This is a genomic window from Spirulina sp. CS-785/01 (assembly GCF_028330525.1).
In the GTDB taxonomy this organism is placed as follows: Bacteria; Cyanobacteriota; Cyanobacteriia; order Cyanobacteriales; family Spirulinaceae; genus JAQMSD01.
This window is the reverse complement of sequence record NZ_JAQMSD010000281.1, coordinates 1-14,212: the sequence shown is the minus strand read 5'-3', so window position 1 is coordinate 14,212 and position 14,212 is coordinate 1. Positions and strand designations below refer to the sequence as shown.

At 47.6% G+C, this 14,212-nt stretch carries 11 protein-coding genes; 6 read left to right on the top strand and 5 right to left on the bottom strand.

From position 1 onward, the window contains the following. Nucleotides 1-136 precede the first annotated feature (136 nt). The gene (locus tag PN462_RS18215) at nt 137-376 is read left to right on the top strand and encodes a 2Fe-2S iron-sulfur cluster-binding protein (protein WP_272130249.1); all 240 of its coding nucleotides are present in this window, start codon (nt 137-139) and stop codon (nt 374-376) included. Between the two features lie 222 nt (nt 377-598). On the opposite strand, the gene PN462_RS18210 is transcribed toward PN462_RS18215, so the two are convergent. After that, a complete protein-coding gene (locus PN462_RS18210; protein WP_272130248.1) occupies nt 599-1,504 on the bottom strand; it encodes a peptidoglycan-binding protein in 906 nt (301 codons plus the stop codon). A gap of 382 nt (nt 1,505-1,886) precedes the next feature. Here PN462_RS18210 and PN462_RS18205 point away from each other — a divergent pair, with 382 nt between their 5' ends. From PN462_RS18205 to PN462_RS18190, 4 genes are all read left to right on the top strand, one after another. Further along, complete coding sequence (locus PN462_RS18205) at nt 1,887-4,781, top strand: adenylate/guanylate cyclase domain-containing protein (RefSeq protein ID WP_272130247.1); 2,895 nt, start codon at nt 1,887-1,889, stop codon at nt 4,779-4,781. A gap of 197 nt (nt 4,782-4,978) precedes the next feature. Next, on the top strand, nt 4,979-5,488 hold the full coding sequence (locus PN462_RS18200; RefSeq protein WP_272130246.1) for an inorganic diphosphatase: 510 nt from the start codon (nt 4,979-4,981) through the stop codon (nt 5,486-5,488). A 548-nt stretch (nt 5,489-6,036) separates the two neighbouring features. Then, complete coding sequence (locus tag PN462_RS18195; RefSeq protein WP_272130245.1) at nt 6,037-6,906, top strand: MBL fold metallo-hydrolase; 870 nt, start codon at nt 6,037-6,039, stop codon at nt 6,904-6,906. Nucleotides 6,907-7,094: 188 nt separating this feature from the next. Then, nucleotides 7,095-8,873 (top strand): M61 family metallopeptidase, encoded by a 1,779-nt coding sequence (locus tag PN462_RS18190; RefSeq protein ID WP_272130244.1) that lies wholly within the window; start codon nt 7,095-7,097, stop codon nt 8,871-8,873. Nucleotides 8,874-8,990: 117 nt separating this feature from the next. Here PN462_RS18190 and PN462_RS18185 read toward each other — a convergent pair whose 3' ends face one another. The 4 genes from PN462_RS18185 to PN462_RS18170 all read right to left on the bottom strand — a co-directional run bounded on the left by PN462_RS18185 (nt 8,991) and on the right by PN462_RS18170 (nt 11,923). Beyond that, nucleotides 8,991-10,235 carry a homocysteine biosynthesis protein gene (locus PN462_RS18185; protein ID WP_272130243.1) on the bottom strand — a complete coding sequence of 415 codons (1,245 nt, stop codon included), beginning with the start codon at nt 10,233-10,235 and terminating at the stop codon, nt 8,991-8,993. 36 nt (nt 10,236-10,271) lie between these two features. Then, nucleotides 10,272-10,460, bottom strand: coding sequence for a hypothetical protein (locus PN462_RS18180; RefSeq protein WP_272130242.1), 189 nt, complete (start codon nt 10,458-10,460; stop codon nt 10,272-10,274). A gap of 75 nt (nt 10,461-10,535) precedes the next feature. After that, a complete protein-coding gene (psaX, locus tag PN462_RS18175; protein WP_272130241.1) occupies nt 10,536-10,664 on the bottom strand; it encodes a photosystem I protein PsaX in 129 nt (42 codons plus the stop codon). A gap of 212 nt (nt 10,665-10,876) precedes the next feature. Then, on the bottom strand, nt 10,877-11,923 hold the full coding sequence (locus PN462_RS18170; RefSeq protein ID WP_443029217.1) for an ABC transporter ATP-binding protein: 1,047 nt from the start codon (nt 11,921-11,923) through the stop codon (nt 10,877-10,879). A gap of 558 nt (nt 11,924-12,481) precedes the next feature. Between PN462_RS18170 and PN462_RS18165 the strand changes: the two genes are divergently transcribed. After that, entirely contained in the window at nt 12,482-14,077 is a 1,596-nt protein-coding gene (locus tag PN462_RS18165; RefSeq protein ID WP_443029216.1) for an ABC transporter permease, read from the top strand. Nucleotides 14,078-14,212 lie beyond the last annotated feature (135 nt).

Genomic DNA, 14,212 nt, shown 5'->3' with positions numbered 1-14,212 from the left:
GTACACAGGAAAGACGGATACTGTTACGCATTCTAATCAGGATGCCCTATCGGGCAGTTATTCATGTAAGGGGAAGATTTCCTCCCCTTCGTGAAGGATAGGAGTCTCCATCTTCCCCTTACCAACCCAATTTACGATGAGCATTCAAGTTAAATTTTTACCGGATGACGTGACGGTAGAGGCAGAAGTCGGGGAAGCCATGCTTACTGTAGCAGAACGAGCAGGAATTCAAATTCCGACGGGCTGTTTAATGGGGTCTTGCCATGCTTGTGAGGTGGAATTAGAAGACGGAACTCCAATCTGTGCTTGTATCACGTCTATTCCTCCAGGAGAACCGGAATTAACGATTAATCTGTATTCTGATCCCGTTTGGTAGAGTGTGGCAATTAACAACTAACAATTAGCAATTAGCAAGTAACAACTAATAATTAACAACTAACAATTAGCAATTAGCAAGTAACAACTAATAATTAACAACTAACAATTAGCAATTAACAATGGTTCTTTGTTCTTTGTTCCTAAAAGGGAACAGGGGTCAGGTTACGGGCAAAAGGCAATAGGCAAAAGGCAACAACCAATTACCCATTACCCAAACTAACTATCTTTGCTGAATATAGCGGGCAGCTACGAACTGGCCGGGGCCAATTTCAGCCCATTGGGAATTGGGGAAAGAGCGCACATTTACCGGAGCATTATTGGCCAAAGAACCGACTACATCGAAATTTTGGCCAGGGCCACTGCGAATATTTAACCCTCTGCCACTGGTGCTGACGCGGTAGCCATTCCCGGTTACAATACCTGTTCCCGTTGAGGAACTGGAACTGGATGCAACAGTCTGGCCTCGTAAAGCGGCCAGAGTTCTTGGGCCGACAATACCATCCACCGCTAACCCTTTCTTCGCTTGAAACTGACGAACTGCTCGGAGGGTTTGTTGGTCAAAAACGCCATAGCGTTCCCCATTCGCTCCATAGCGGATACTATAGCCTTGATTGCGTAAGAGAGTTTGCACCTGTTGCACGCCTTGACCCTTTGAGCCTAAGCGGAGATAATTACCACTACTAGAGGTGGTGGCCGGAGCAGAGGAGGTGGGGCCACCAATTCCCCCTTGTAATGCTCGCAGGGTATTGGGGCCAACGACTCCATCCACCCGTAACCCGACACTCCGTTGGAATGCTCGGACTGCTTGTTCCGTTTGGGGACCAAAGCGGCCTTGTCCTGCGCCGTTGGGGCCGAATAAAATACTATAACCGCGATTCCGTAAGAGGGTTTGCACGTTGGCCACAGACTCCCCTCGCATTCCCCGTTGGATATATTGGGCGAAAGCAGGTTCGGTTACGGTTAGGACGCTGAGTGTCAGTCCCGTAGAGAGGAGTCCCAACCAGAACAGGTGGGCTAAGTTCTTGTAGGGTAACTGGACAACTAAATTTAATTCTGAAAAATCATATTCAATATTCGCCGTTTGCTCATAACTGGCGTAACTATAGGTATAAGCAAGAGTTTCCATGCTTTTTACCCCTCCTGTTCAGACTAACTGTGAAGAATAATCAAAGATTAACAAATTTTTGACCCTCTGGAGAGGTCAGAATTGGGGAGTCTCTTGGGGAATTTTAGAAAAGCCTAGGGACGGGGGGGGGTTCGCCCTTCTTTCTGTAGAAGGGGGCAACAATTCGATACACTGAGAGAGGAGAATTGCTTGACTCCGCTCTGACTCCGACGCTTTAGCCTGACCGCTTTTTTAGAATTATCCTCAAATCATCCTTTTCTCGCTAGGAAGTTCGGGACTACCTAAGAAAAATAAAAATGACGGAATTTTCCTTTTTTCGGCGGGAGAATTGCTTTGATAGAGGAATTATTATACTACAGATCGAATCCTTGCTTTTTCGTCTATGCCCCAAACTCCCTCTCAGTCCTCGAAAGGAAATATTTTGGTGATTGACGATATCCCGGCGAATTTGCGCTTATTGACGGCCATGTTAAAGTCTCAGGGGTATGATGTTCGGCCTGCGTTAAATGGAAAAATTGCTTTGGCGGCAGCTCAGTCGATTCCACCGGATTTAATTTTGTTGGATATTATGATGCCGGATATGGATGGGTATGAGGTGTGTCGTCAGTTGAAAGCCCATCCTCAAACCCAAGCCATTCCGGTGGTTTTTCTCAGTGCGTTGGATGAAACGGAGGATAAAATCAAGGCGTTTAATGTGGGAGGGGCGGATTATATTACGAAGCCGTTTCAAAAGGCGGAGGTGTTGGCCCGGGTTAAAAATCAGTTGCAACTTTATTCTCTGCAAAAACAATTATCGAGTCAGAATTTAAAGCTACAATCCTTTGGGGAGAATCTCAAGCAATTACATCGTTTAAATACGACGCAGTATCCGCGTTTTGAGGATTTATTGACGGATTATTTAAGGACGGGACGGCAAATGTTTGCTTGTTCCCAAGGCCGGGTGAGTCAGATTGAGGGGTTGCGGTATGAGATTAAGGCGGAAATGGCGGCTGGGGAGGCACAGTTAGGGGCAACACTGAGACGGTTAGAGGAGACTTATTGTGATGGGGTGGTGAAGGCCCAAATGACTGTAACTTACACCCAGATTGGGTCAGATGAGGTGATGAGGGGTCATCCGTTGTATCAGCGCAGCCAACAGGAGGTGTATATCGGGACTCCTATTTGGGTGAATGGGGAGATTTATGGGACGTTATGGTTTAGTGACTCTCAGCCTCGTTTAACGCCGTTTACGTCCCAGGAGATTGATTTAATTGAGTTGATGGCGCAGAGTTTGGGCAAGTTTATTGCCTCGCAACAAGCGGAGTTGAAGCGGAAGAAGGCGGAGGAGGAGGTGCAGTTACTCCTGGAGATTATACAGGGGATTAGTGAAGCGACGGATTTTGATGAGGCGTTGGCGGTGGCTATTGCCCAGGTGTGTGAGAAGACGGGGTGGAGTTATGGGGAGGCTTGGGTGGAAACCCGCGATCGCACGGCTTTAGAATGTAGTCCCAGTTGGTATGGCCAACAAAGTGGCCTGTCGGCAGATCAGGTGCAACAGTTGTATGAGTTTCGCCAGTATAGTGAGGCGTTGGTGTTTTTACCAGGGGAGGAGTTGCCGGGCCGGGTATGGACTCAGCAGCAGTCGGAATGGTGGGTGGATATTTCGACGGAGGAGGATGACCCGTTTTTGCGTTTGGATTTTGCTCAGAATAGTGGTCTCAAGGCGGCTTTAGCGGTGCCGATTTTGGCCACGGGGAATTTTTTCCAGCAAAAGCGGCGGGTGTTGGCGGTGTTGGTGTTTTTTATGTTAGAAGCGCGATTCTCCCCCGGAGACGCTACGCGATCGCAGGATAAACGGTTGCGGGGGTTAGTCACGGCAGTGGCGGCACAGTTGGGGCGCATGATGTACCAAAAACAGGTCGAAGTGGAACAACGGGCCATGTTTGCTGCTATGACCGATGCGGTGATGGTTTACGATTATGCGGGGATTTGTCTGCGGGTGGCCCCTACGAAAACTACGCCGATTTTATCCTCAGATACTCATGTGGGGCGGAATTTACACCAAATTTTCCCCCTGGAAACGGCGGATCAGTTGTTGGCTTGTATTCAAAATGCTTTAGTGACGAAAACTACCCAGAATATTGAGTATAGCGTGACGGTGGGGGGAGAACAGGCATGGTTAGAGGCGAGTATTTCCCCTTTAAATGAGGATACGGTAATTTGGGTGGTGCGGGATGTTAGCGATCGCGCCGCCGCCCAAGCCGCTTTACAAGCTAGTGAAGCCCGCAATAGAGCTATTATAACCGCCATCCCCGATTTAATGTTCCGTATGAGTGCTGAGGGGATTTATCTGGACCAGATTAAATCTCGCCAAAATCAAGATCTAGTCCTTGGGACGGTTAATCCGGTGGGTAAGCCCATTTCGGAACTGTATCCTAGTGATATTGTGGAACGACAGCTTTATTATGCCCAACGCGCCCTAGAAACCGGGAAACCCCAGGTTTATGAACAAGAAGTCTGGATGAATCAGACCTTAAAATATGAGGAAGTGCGAGTGGTGGTGAGTGGGGACAATGAAGTTTTGTTTATGGTGCGGGATAATGGCGATCGGAAACGGGCTGAATTAGCCCTACGCCTAGCCAAACAGCAGTCGGAACGGTTATTATTGAATATCCTCCCCCGCCCCATTGCCGACCGCCTCAAACAAGCTACTGGGGTCATTGCGGAACAGTACGATAATATAACTATTCTGTTTGCGGATATTGTCGGGTTTACCAGTCTCTCGTCCCAATTATCGCCTATTGAGTTGGTTAATTTTCTCAATCAAATTTTTTCGACCTTTGATCGCTTGGCGGAAAAATACGGATTAGAAAAAATCAAGACCATTGGGGATGCTTATATGGTAGTGGGGGGGCTGCCTGATCCGAATCCTCGTCATGCGGAGGCGATCGCGGATATGGCTTTGGCCATGAGAGCGGCGATCGCGGACTTACAACAAGCCGATCTCCATCTCCACACCCCCCTACAAATTCGCATCGGCATTAGCACCGGATCAGCCGTGGCCGGAGTCATTGGCATGAAAAAATTTATTTATGATCTCTGGGGAGATACCGTCAATGTGGCTTCCCGCATGGAATCCCAAGGACTCCCCAATCAAATCCAAGTCACCGAACAAACCTACCAACGCCTAAAAGACCAATATCACCTAGAAAAACGCGGCACAATTTCGGTCAAAGGAAAAGGGGAAATGACTACATATTGGTTAATTAACAATCAACAATCAACAATCAACAATTAACAATTAACAATCAGCAATCAACAATTAACAATTAACAATCAACAAGGCTGGGAGGTGATCTCCCCCATCTCCCCCATCTCCCCCATCAACTCCCATCAACTCTCAACTCCCAACTCTCAACTCCCCAATCACCAATCACCAATCCCCAAATCTTGGTATGATTTTCGGTGCAGATGACTGTGACCGAAAGGAGCGACATGGACTTATCGCGTATTACCCCAGAACCGAAATCGGGAGTTTTCAATATTCTCATCGAAATTCCCGCCGGGAGTAAGAACAAATACGAATTTGACAAAGATTTAAACGCCTTTGCCCTGGACCGGGTGCTTTATTCCTCCGTCCATTATCCCTATGACTACGGGTTTATCCCCAATACCCTCGCCGATGACGGTGATCCCCTCGATGGGATGGTGTTGATCGATCAACCTACCTTCCCCGGTTGTGTGATTCCGGCTCGACCCATTGGGATGTTAGAAATGATTGATGATGGCGATCGCGACGAAAAACTTATCTGTGTCCCGGATAAAGACCCCCGGTTTAAACAAGTGACTTCCCTGGAAAACATCGCCCAGCACCGTTTAGACGAAATTTCCGAATTTTTCAAAACCTACAAGAATCTAGAAGGCAAAAAGACCGAAATCCTAGGCTGGAAGGATGTTAAAGAGGTAATGACCTTAGTGGAAAAATGCGTTAAGGCAGCCAAATAACCTACCAGAGGTTAACCCCACACTCATGGACATTTTTGGCGGGGTTCCGCCACTGGGTTGGGAGAAAAGGTGAGGGCCATCTCTCACCTAACCCCGACCTCTTGCCAAAATCTCAACTATCCACTCTCAACCCTCAACTTCCTTCTCTCCCCTGTGATTTAACTCACAAGCTAGAATGTCCCAATCGCGCTAAGATAGATAAAATTTGTTCTCTAATTATCCGACCCCCGTGGTGGGATCAGTAGAGATTAACTAGAATCAACCATTGGAGACTTCCTAACTGAGGACTGTCTCCCAGAGTATTATCCAAGGTTTGTCTAACGGCTTTTTTTAGCCAAACAGCTTGTTTAGCAGTCCTGCGTGATTGGGGTTGATCTTGTCTCTGGTGGGAGATTAGAAAAATATCAAATCAAGCAGTTGAGAAAAAAGCAGTTGAGAAACAAGACTGACAGGATATACTTTGAGATAGCTGCTCACCCAAGGCTTTTTTCTTAAAATGAGTGCGAATAATGCCAACAGATACTCAGCCAGCAGCAACACAGTCAGAGATGCCAAAAAACGACAATGCTCAAGAGGAACGCTTTGCTGTGACCTTTGACATTAAATTTTGGGGCGTTCGGGATCAAATAGCGACCCCCGGTGAAAATACGCTTCGTTATGGTGGTAACACCACTTGTGTGGAAATGCGAGTGGGAGAACACCTCTTTATTTTTGACGGTGGGACCGGACTCCGCAAACTGGGAAATAGCTTGCTGAGTCAAATGCCTATTGAAGCGTATATGTTCTTTACCCACTGTCACTGGGATAGAATTCAAGGATTTCCCTTTTTTGTCCCCGCGTTTATCCCCATTAATCAGTTTTGGATATATGGGGCGACAGCTTCTAATGGTTCGACCTTTAAACAGCGTCTCAGTAAGCAAATGTTAGGGCCCAATTTCCCGGTCCCCATTCAGGTGATGCAGTCGAAGTTGGAATTTTTTGATTTAGCGGTGGAGAAAAAGCAGAAAATTGGGGATGAGGTGGTCATCGAAAACTGTCTCCTCAATGAGTCTCACCGTTCGGTAGGGTATCGGATTACGGGACAAGGGACAACGGTGGTTTATGCCATGAGTCCGGATTATTCGCTCAATACACTCAATCCTGCCTTACTCGAATTAGCCCATCAAGCGGATGTCTTAGTTCTCGCTACACCGAATCGAGCTTACGCTAAAGATCATACGGGAATCGCGCCAGAAAATGACCAACAATGGCAAGCGTGTTTAAAAGTGGCCAAGGAAGCGGATGTGAAGCAAGTGGCAGTTTCCTTACACAGTCCTGATCATAGTGATGGCTATTTGGATGAGGTGGAGCAAAAAATGAAGGCAATTTTCCCCAATTCTTGTTTAGCGAAAGAAGGAATGGTGATTTCTGTACCTTAAAGAACTGTAGCGTTAATGGCTATGGTTTAATTTTTTATAATGAAATTTTTATGCCTGAATGGGCTTGTCTTTGCGGTGAGTCTGGGTTGGCTGCAAAATCCAGACTGTAACCCGTCTCACGCCTAATTTTTCAACTGGGTGTATATACTGTTTTGTCTATCTTGTAACGTCAGTCTGATAATTCACCAATGACTAAAGCGACTATTGCGAGCGATCGCAAATCTAACCCGATCACCACTCCTACCCTTGAATATACCGTGGCCATGCCCCACCCGGCCAGCCACCTCTTTGAAGTCACCCTGCACATCAAGTCTTGGCAACGCTCCCTCCTCAACTTAAAAATGCCAGTGTGGACTCCTGGGTCTTACTTAGTCCGGGAATACGCCAAACAAGTCCAAGATTTTCAAGCAACCCCTCCTGACCAAACCCCCCTCTCCTCCCAGAAAATCAACAAAAATCACTGGCAAATTGACACCCACAACCACAGCGAAATTACCGTCTTCTATCGCGTCTATGCCAACGAATTAACCGTCCGCACCAACCATTTGGACTCCACCCACGGTTACTTCAACGGAGCAGCCTTATTTTGCTATATTCCGGGGTTAGAAAACCAGCCGCTACAGATCACCCTCCAACCCCCCCATCCTGACTGGACCATTGCCACCGCACTCCCCCCCCACCCAGACAAAACCAACACCTTTGTCGCCCCAGACTTTGATACCTTAGTGGATAGTCCCGTCGAAATCGGACTCCACGAAACCCACCAATTTACCGTTTTAGGGAAAAAACATCGCTGGACTACTTGGGGAAGCGGCAATATTGACCCCCAACAAGTCATCAAAGATACCGCCAAAATTATCGAAACAGAAGCTAAAATTTACGGCGGTTTACCCTACCAAGAGTATTTATTTTTACTCCATTTAGCCAGTAATGGGTTTGGGGGGTTAGAACATAAAACCTCTTGTTCCTTAATTTACTCCCGGTTTGGTTTCCGTAACCCCAGTAAATATAACCGCTTCATGCAGCTTGTCGCCCACGAATTCTTTCACCTCTGGAACGTGAAACGCATTCGGCCTAAAGCCTTAGAAGTGTTTGATTATGACCAAGAAAACTACACCACATCCCTTTGGTTTTGTGAAGGAGTCACCAGTTATTATGACACCTTAATCCCCCACTGGTCTGGGATTTATAACCGTAAAACCTTTTTGGAGATTTTGAGCAAGGATATTAACCGTTATTTCAATACTCCTGGACGGAAAGTTCAACCCTTGACAGAATCCAGTTTTGATGCTTGGATTAAACTCTATCGCCGGGATGCCAATAGTGATAATAGTCAGATTTCCTACTACTTAAAAGGGGAAATGGTGTCTTTGTTATTAGACTTATTAATCCGCAAGCGACACAATAACCAACGCTCCCTCAATACAGTGATGAAGCAGATGTGGGAGCAGTTTGGTCAAGAGGAAATTGGCTATACGCCCCGACAATTAAAAGAGCTTTTAGAAGCCGTTGCGGGCATGGATTTGAGTGACTTTTTTGCCCGTTATTTAGATGGGTTGGAAGATTTACCCTTGAATGAGTATTTAGAACCCTTTGGCTTGAGAATTAAAGCGGTACAAGATAAACGACAACCCCCCTATTTAGGCATTCGGTTTACGAGTCAAAATCCCGTTACCGCGCAATTTGTGGAAGCGAATTCTCCGGCAGGCCAAGCGGGGATTGATGCGGGGGATGAATTGTTAGCTTTAGATGGGGTTCGTCTGACGGCGGAAGATTTTAATGAACGGTTACAAGATTATGAGGCTGGAGATACTGTTGAATTAACCATTTTCCATCAGGATGAGTTACAAACTCATACCCTTCAATTGGCCACTCCTCAACCGAGTGGGTATCAGTTGGTAATGGTGGAGAAACCAACGGAGAAACAGAAGCAGTTGTTAAATGGTTGGTTAGGGAAAGAGGGTTAAACGGAAAGTGGGGGCGTTGTTTGCGTCCCCAGATATAGATATTTTGCCAATGGTGTGGCTTAATCTGTCATGCTCTATTGATGTAGGAAGAGTGCAAGATCATATCCTGAGAAAATTTTATCCTAAATCAATTTTTGATCCCCAACGGTCTTGGGCGAGAAAATCCCGATCGCCTGGAATAGGGGCCACAGGTTCAGTTAAGGTAAATTGGCCCGCTTTGATCCAATTTTTCAGGGTTTGGGCCACTTGGGCCGAACGATAAAGACTGGCCAGAGGGGCGGTTCGGACTTTTTTCCCTTCAATTTCAATTTGGCCGCTTTTCAGTTGGGCATAGGTGACGAGGCCGAAGGTGGGACGCACGCGCCGAGGGATGGAGAAGTCCATGACTGGGGCAACGATATCTTGATCTGCGATCGCGCAATTAGCCACCACCCGTTCATTCAACACCGGAAACGGCACTCCTATGCCCAACATCATCGACGGCCCATAATTCTTGAAATAACACCCCCGTACCCAGTCCGGAGACATTTGTTTGGCATCACCAATTAACGCCACCGTGGCCGCTGGGCCAATGGGAGTGCGATTTTTTAAACGCTTTTGTCGGGGAAAATGCTGGGTCCCCTCCCAACTCATATAACCAATTCCCCCACCCAGAAAAACTTTAGTGCCAATACCCACCACTTCTAAATCCGGGTCATTTAACAGGGGAGAAAATGCCCCCGCATTAGAATAAACTGCATTGCCTAACCGGGGTTGCAGCGGCCCTAAATAGGTGTAGAGGAGTTGTTCCCCCCCATTTACCCCCACAATGAAATTTTGATAGAGGGTACGGGGATTAAACAGATAAAACTGATTAATGGTATCTCGGCTAATGGTGGCTTCTAGGGAGGTGCGGGGATAACAGTCCGTGGCGTATCCGGTGGCTTGTAAGCGAATGCCTTGGCCAGCAATGAGATCAGCAATGACATGGCCACCCCCTCGGTCCGGAATGGAGGAATTGCCGCGAATTTCTCGTTCAAGATCACCGGGGAGATGGGTTTCGGAATGTTTGCTATGTTCGACTTGGGCCGTAGCGGTTGCCCCTAAATAGATATCTACTGCCCCTAACCCGGCATAGGCGGGGACTCCATCTAACCAACATTGACGGACTTTGATGGGGGGATCAGTGTGGCCTAAATTAATCATTGCCCCGGTTGACTCGACGGGTTCAAAACTGCCCGTGGTGATGACATCCACTTCTTGGGCGGCTTGGGTTATGCCAACGTCGGCTACTCTGGCCTTTAATTCCCCAACCGTCCAGACAACGGCTTTTTGTTGCTGGATTTTTTCGTTAATTTCTGCGATCGTGCGTTCCAATGTCATGCTTTTTTTGCTGCCCAAACAAGCCCTTATTGTACTTTATGGGTTGGTTTGGGCTTTGCGGGCTAAGATGAGTCCCAAAATGAGGGCGGGTAATAGCACAAAGACTAAGGCTGTGAGGGGGGTTGCCGGGAGGGGCAGTTGGGGGCCAAGGTATTTGATGGCTAGTGCAAGTCCCCCTGATCCCACAATCACTTTGAGAATAAAAATTAATTGACTTTTAAGCATTGTCTGGTTATTCCGAATCCAAGCAGAAACGATGAAGGCCATGGCCTCCATCGCTTCCTGATTGCCTATTGTGCCTTAGATTTCCAGAAGATGGAAATAAATTGCAGCCACTAAAACATTAACCGCTAATAAGGCAACTCCCCAAATTAAACGGAAGGTGTAGGGGGGTTGGCCACTTTGGGGGACGGGACGTTCTGTGGACATAGAATATTTTCCTCTCTAAAATTTGACTTGCTAGTTTGATACCATACAATGTTAACGTTTTGACAAGAAAAGTTATAAAAGTTTGAATTGCTGACAAATTGGTTGTTTGTGAAATAGGGAATAGGGAATAGGGAATCGGGAATAGGGAATAGGGAATAGTTGGTTCTTTGTTCTCCCCCATCTCCCCCATCTCCTCCATCTCCCGACTCTCATCACCGTAAACTATACAACCGCAAAGTGTCAGGATGGAGTAATAAATTGACTCTCGTTCCCACTGCCAAGGGATTAGCGGGGTTGCTGCGGGCGATTAACTCCTCCCCAGAAGTCAATTGCACAATGTAGCGTTGTTCTCGGCCTAGAAACTGGCGATCGCAAATTACTCCCATTCCCGTCTCATCCGGTTGTAAGTGAATCGCCTCTTGACGAATCATTAAAACGGCGCGAGTATAATCCCCCACCGCTTGCTCTATCTCAATCACCCCTAACGCCGTTTCCCATCCCGTTTCTCGGCGATGGGCTGGTAAAAAATTCGCCTGGGTGACAAATTCCGCCACAAACCGGGAAGCGGGGTCTAAATACACCTGTTCAGGAGTCCCCAACTGTTCTAAAACCCCCTGATTCATCACCGCCACCTCATCAGCAATAGACATGGCCTCCTCTTGATCATGGGTAACAAAAATGGCCGACGTTCCCGCCGCCTTGAGAATCTTTCGCAGTTCTTGGCGGAGGCGAATCCGCACTTGAACATCTAAATTGCTCAAGGGTTCATCGAGTAAAACCAAAGCAGGCCGGGGGGCCAAAGCTCTTGCTAAGGCGACGCGCTGCTGTTGTCCACCGGATAATTGATAGGGATAGCGATCGCCCAATCCTTCTAACCCAACTAAATTTAACACCTCTTTCACCCGTTGTTTCCCACTCCGAGTGAGTTTTCCCCCCTGCTGTAACCCAAACCCCAAATTCTGCTCTACCGTCAAATGGGGAAACAGCGCGTAATCTTGAAACACCATCCCCACCCCTCGCTTTTCCGGGGGAATATCCACCGACGCACTCGAAACCACAAAATCATTTAAAACAATTTCCCCCAAGTTAGGCTGTTCAAACCCCGCAATGAGGCGTAATAAGGTCGTTTTCCCACACCCCGACGGGCCTAAGAGTGCGAGAATATTCCCCTGTTGCAACTGCAAACTAATTTGATTCACCACAGGGAGTGCTGTTTTCGTAAAGGTTTTTGTAACTCCTTCAAGGGAAAGGATAGTCATGTGGGTAGTTGATAGTTGATAGTTGATAGGGGAGTTGGGAGTTGGGAGATGGGGAAGATAGGGGAGATGGGAGTCGGGAGTCGGGAGTCGGGAGATGGGGAGTAACAACTCTCGGTGAAACTAAAAATCGCTGAAAGTTGGCTAAAAGCCTTGCTGTGATTAGTTTCTGACCTTCTTTTTAGGTTAACTTTGCCCTTTCTCCAAAATCTACCCTCTGCCTTCTTTTTAGGTTAACTTCCTCCTCCTTCCTTCTGGCAGACTGAGCGAAGTCGAAGTCTGAGCGAAGTCGAAGTCTGCCCTCTGCCTCCTGCCTTCGGACGCTGGTTACTGTTTACTGCTTACTGGTTACTGTCCCCTGTTCCCTTGTTCACAAACAACCATCATCCCGTAAAATAGATAATTGATATAGATTCGCATTAAATAGTTGTAAAAGATTTTGGAGTCCGGGTCAAATTGTCGAGCTTTTCATCTCCCCATTACTCAGTCAAAGCCCTTCGAGACGTTGTTCGCAGCGTCTTTCCTTTTGCCCTCAACGGGTGGACAGTCGTAGTTAGCCTTATCGCGCTGCTGATTGCGACTCCGGTGTTAGTGGTTCTCAGTAACCTCTTTACCGATGCAAGGGATATTTGGCAACATCTCGCCGCTACCGTCCTTCCTGACTATATCACCAATTCCCTTTTATTAATGGTGGGAGTTGGTGTTGGGGTGTCTGTTGTGGGGACTGCCACCGCTTGGTTAGTGACCATGTGCCGTTTTTGGGGATATCGGTGGTTTGAATGGTTGTTATTACTCCCCTTAGCGTCTCCTGCGTATTTGTTGGCCTACGTTTATACAGAATTTCTCGACTATTACGGACCCGTGCAAAGTACCCTCCGTAGTTGGTTTGGGTGGTCAAGTGTTAATGACTACTGGTTTCCCGATGTGCGCTCGTTGGGGGGTGCGGTGGTAATGATGACGTTGGTGTTGTATCCCTATGTTTATTTGTTGGCCCGGGTGGCCTTTATTGAACAATGTGGCTGTACCCTAGAAGCGAGTCGCTCTTTGGGGTGTAACCCGTGGCGGAGTTTTGGGCGGGTTGCGCTGCCGTTAGCTCGACCGTCTATTATGGCCGGGTTAGCGTTGGCCTTGATGGAAACGTTGAATGATTTTGGTACAGTACAGTTTTTTGGGGTGCCGACTTTTACCACAGGCATTTATCGCACTTGGTTGGGGATGGGGGAACGGCCTGCGGCCACTCAGTTGGCGGCGGTTTTGCTATTATTTATTTTTATTTTAATTGCTTTAGAACGGCGATCGCGCTCTCAAGTCCGCTACTACCAAGAAACCGCCTACACCAAACCCATCCAACGCTATTCTCTCCCCCTCGGACGTGCCATTTTGGCCTTTTTGGCCTGTGCCTTTCCTGTGGTGTTAGGCTTTTTACTTCCCTGTGGCCTACTCTTACAAATGACCCTTGCTCACCCGGAGAAAGCCTTTGGGCGGAGTTTTGGGGAGATTGCCACCCATAGTTTAATTTTAGCGGTGTTAACGGCTGCGATCGCCCTCCTCATTGCCCTAATTATGGCCTACGGCCAACGACTCCGGGGCAATTGGCTCATGAATAGTTCCATCCGTATCGCCGCCATGGGATATGCCGTCCCCGGTTCAGTCATTGCCGTTGGCGTATTAATCCCCATCGGCAACCTTGACAACGCCTTAGATCAATGGATGCAAACCACCTTTGGCATCTCCACAGGTTTATTACTCAGTGGGACCATTATCGCCCTCATTTTCGCCTACTTAGTTCGCTTTCTCGCCGTATCCTTCAACACCGTTGAATCCAGTTTAAGCAAAATTCAACCCACCCTCGACGATGCCTCCCGCAGTCTCGGCCACAGTCCCATCAGCACCCTAATAAAAATTCATACCCCCCTCATGACCGGAGGACTCTTAACCGCCATTATGTTAGTCTTCGTGGACGTAATGAAAGAACTCCCGGCCACCCTCGTCATTCGTCCTTTTAACTTCGACACCCTCGCCATACAGGTCTATCAATACGCCTCCGACGAACGCTTAATCGAAGCCGCAGCCCCCGCCTTAGCCATTATTTTAGTGGGAATCCTACCCGTAATTATTTTGAGCTTAAAAATTGCTCAGACTCGACAGGGTTCATAGCAGTGTTCAAAAACTTGCTTAAACTTCATCATTATGATAGATTGATACCAATAGTCAACGGTCTTTTCACCGTCGCCGGAAGAAGATACCCCCTCCAGCAATAAGCTATCTGGCGTTTGATAGACGTGCCACAGG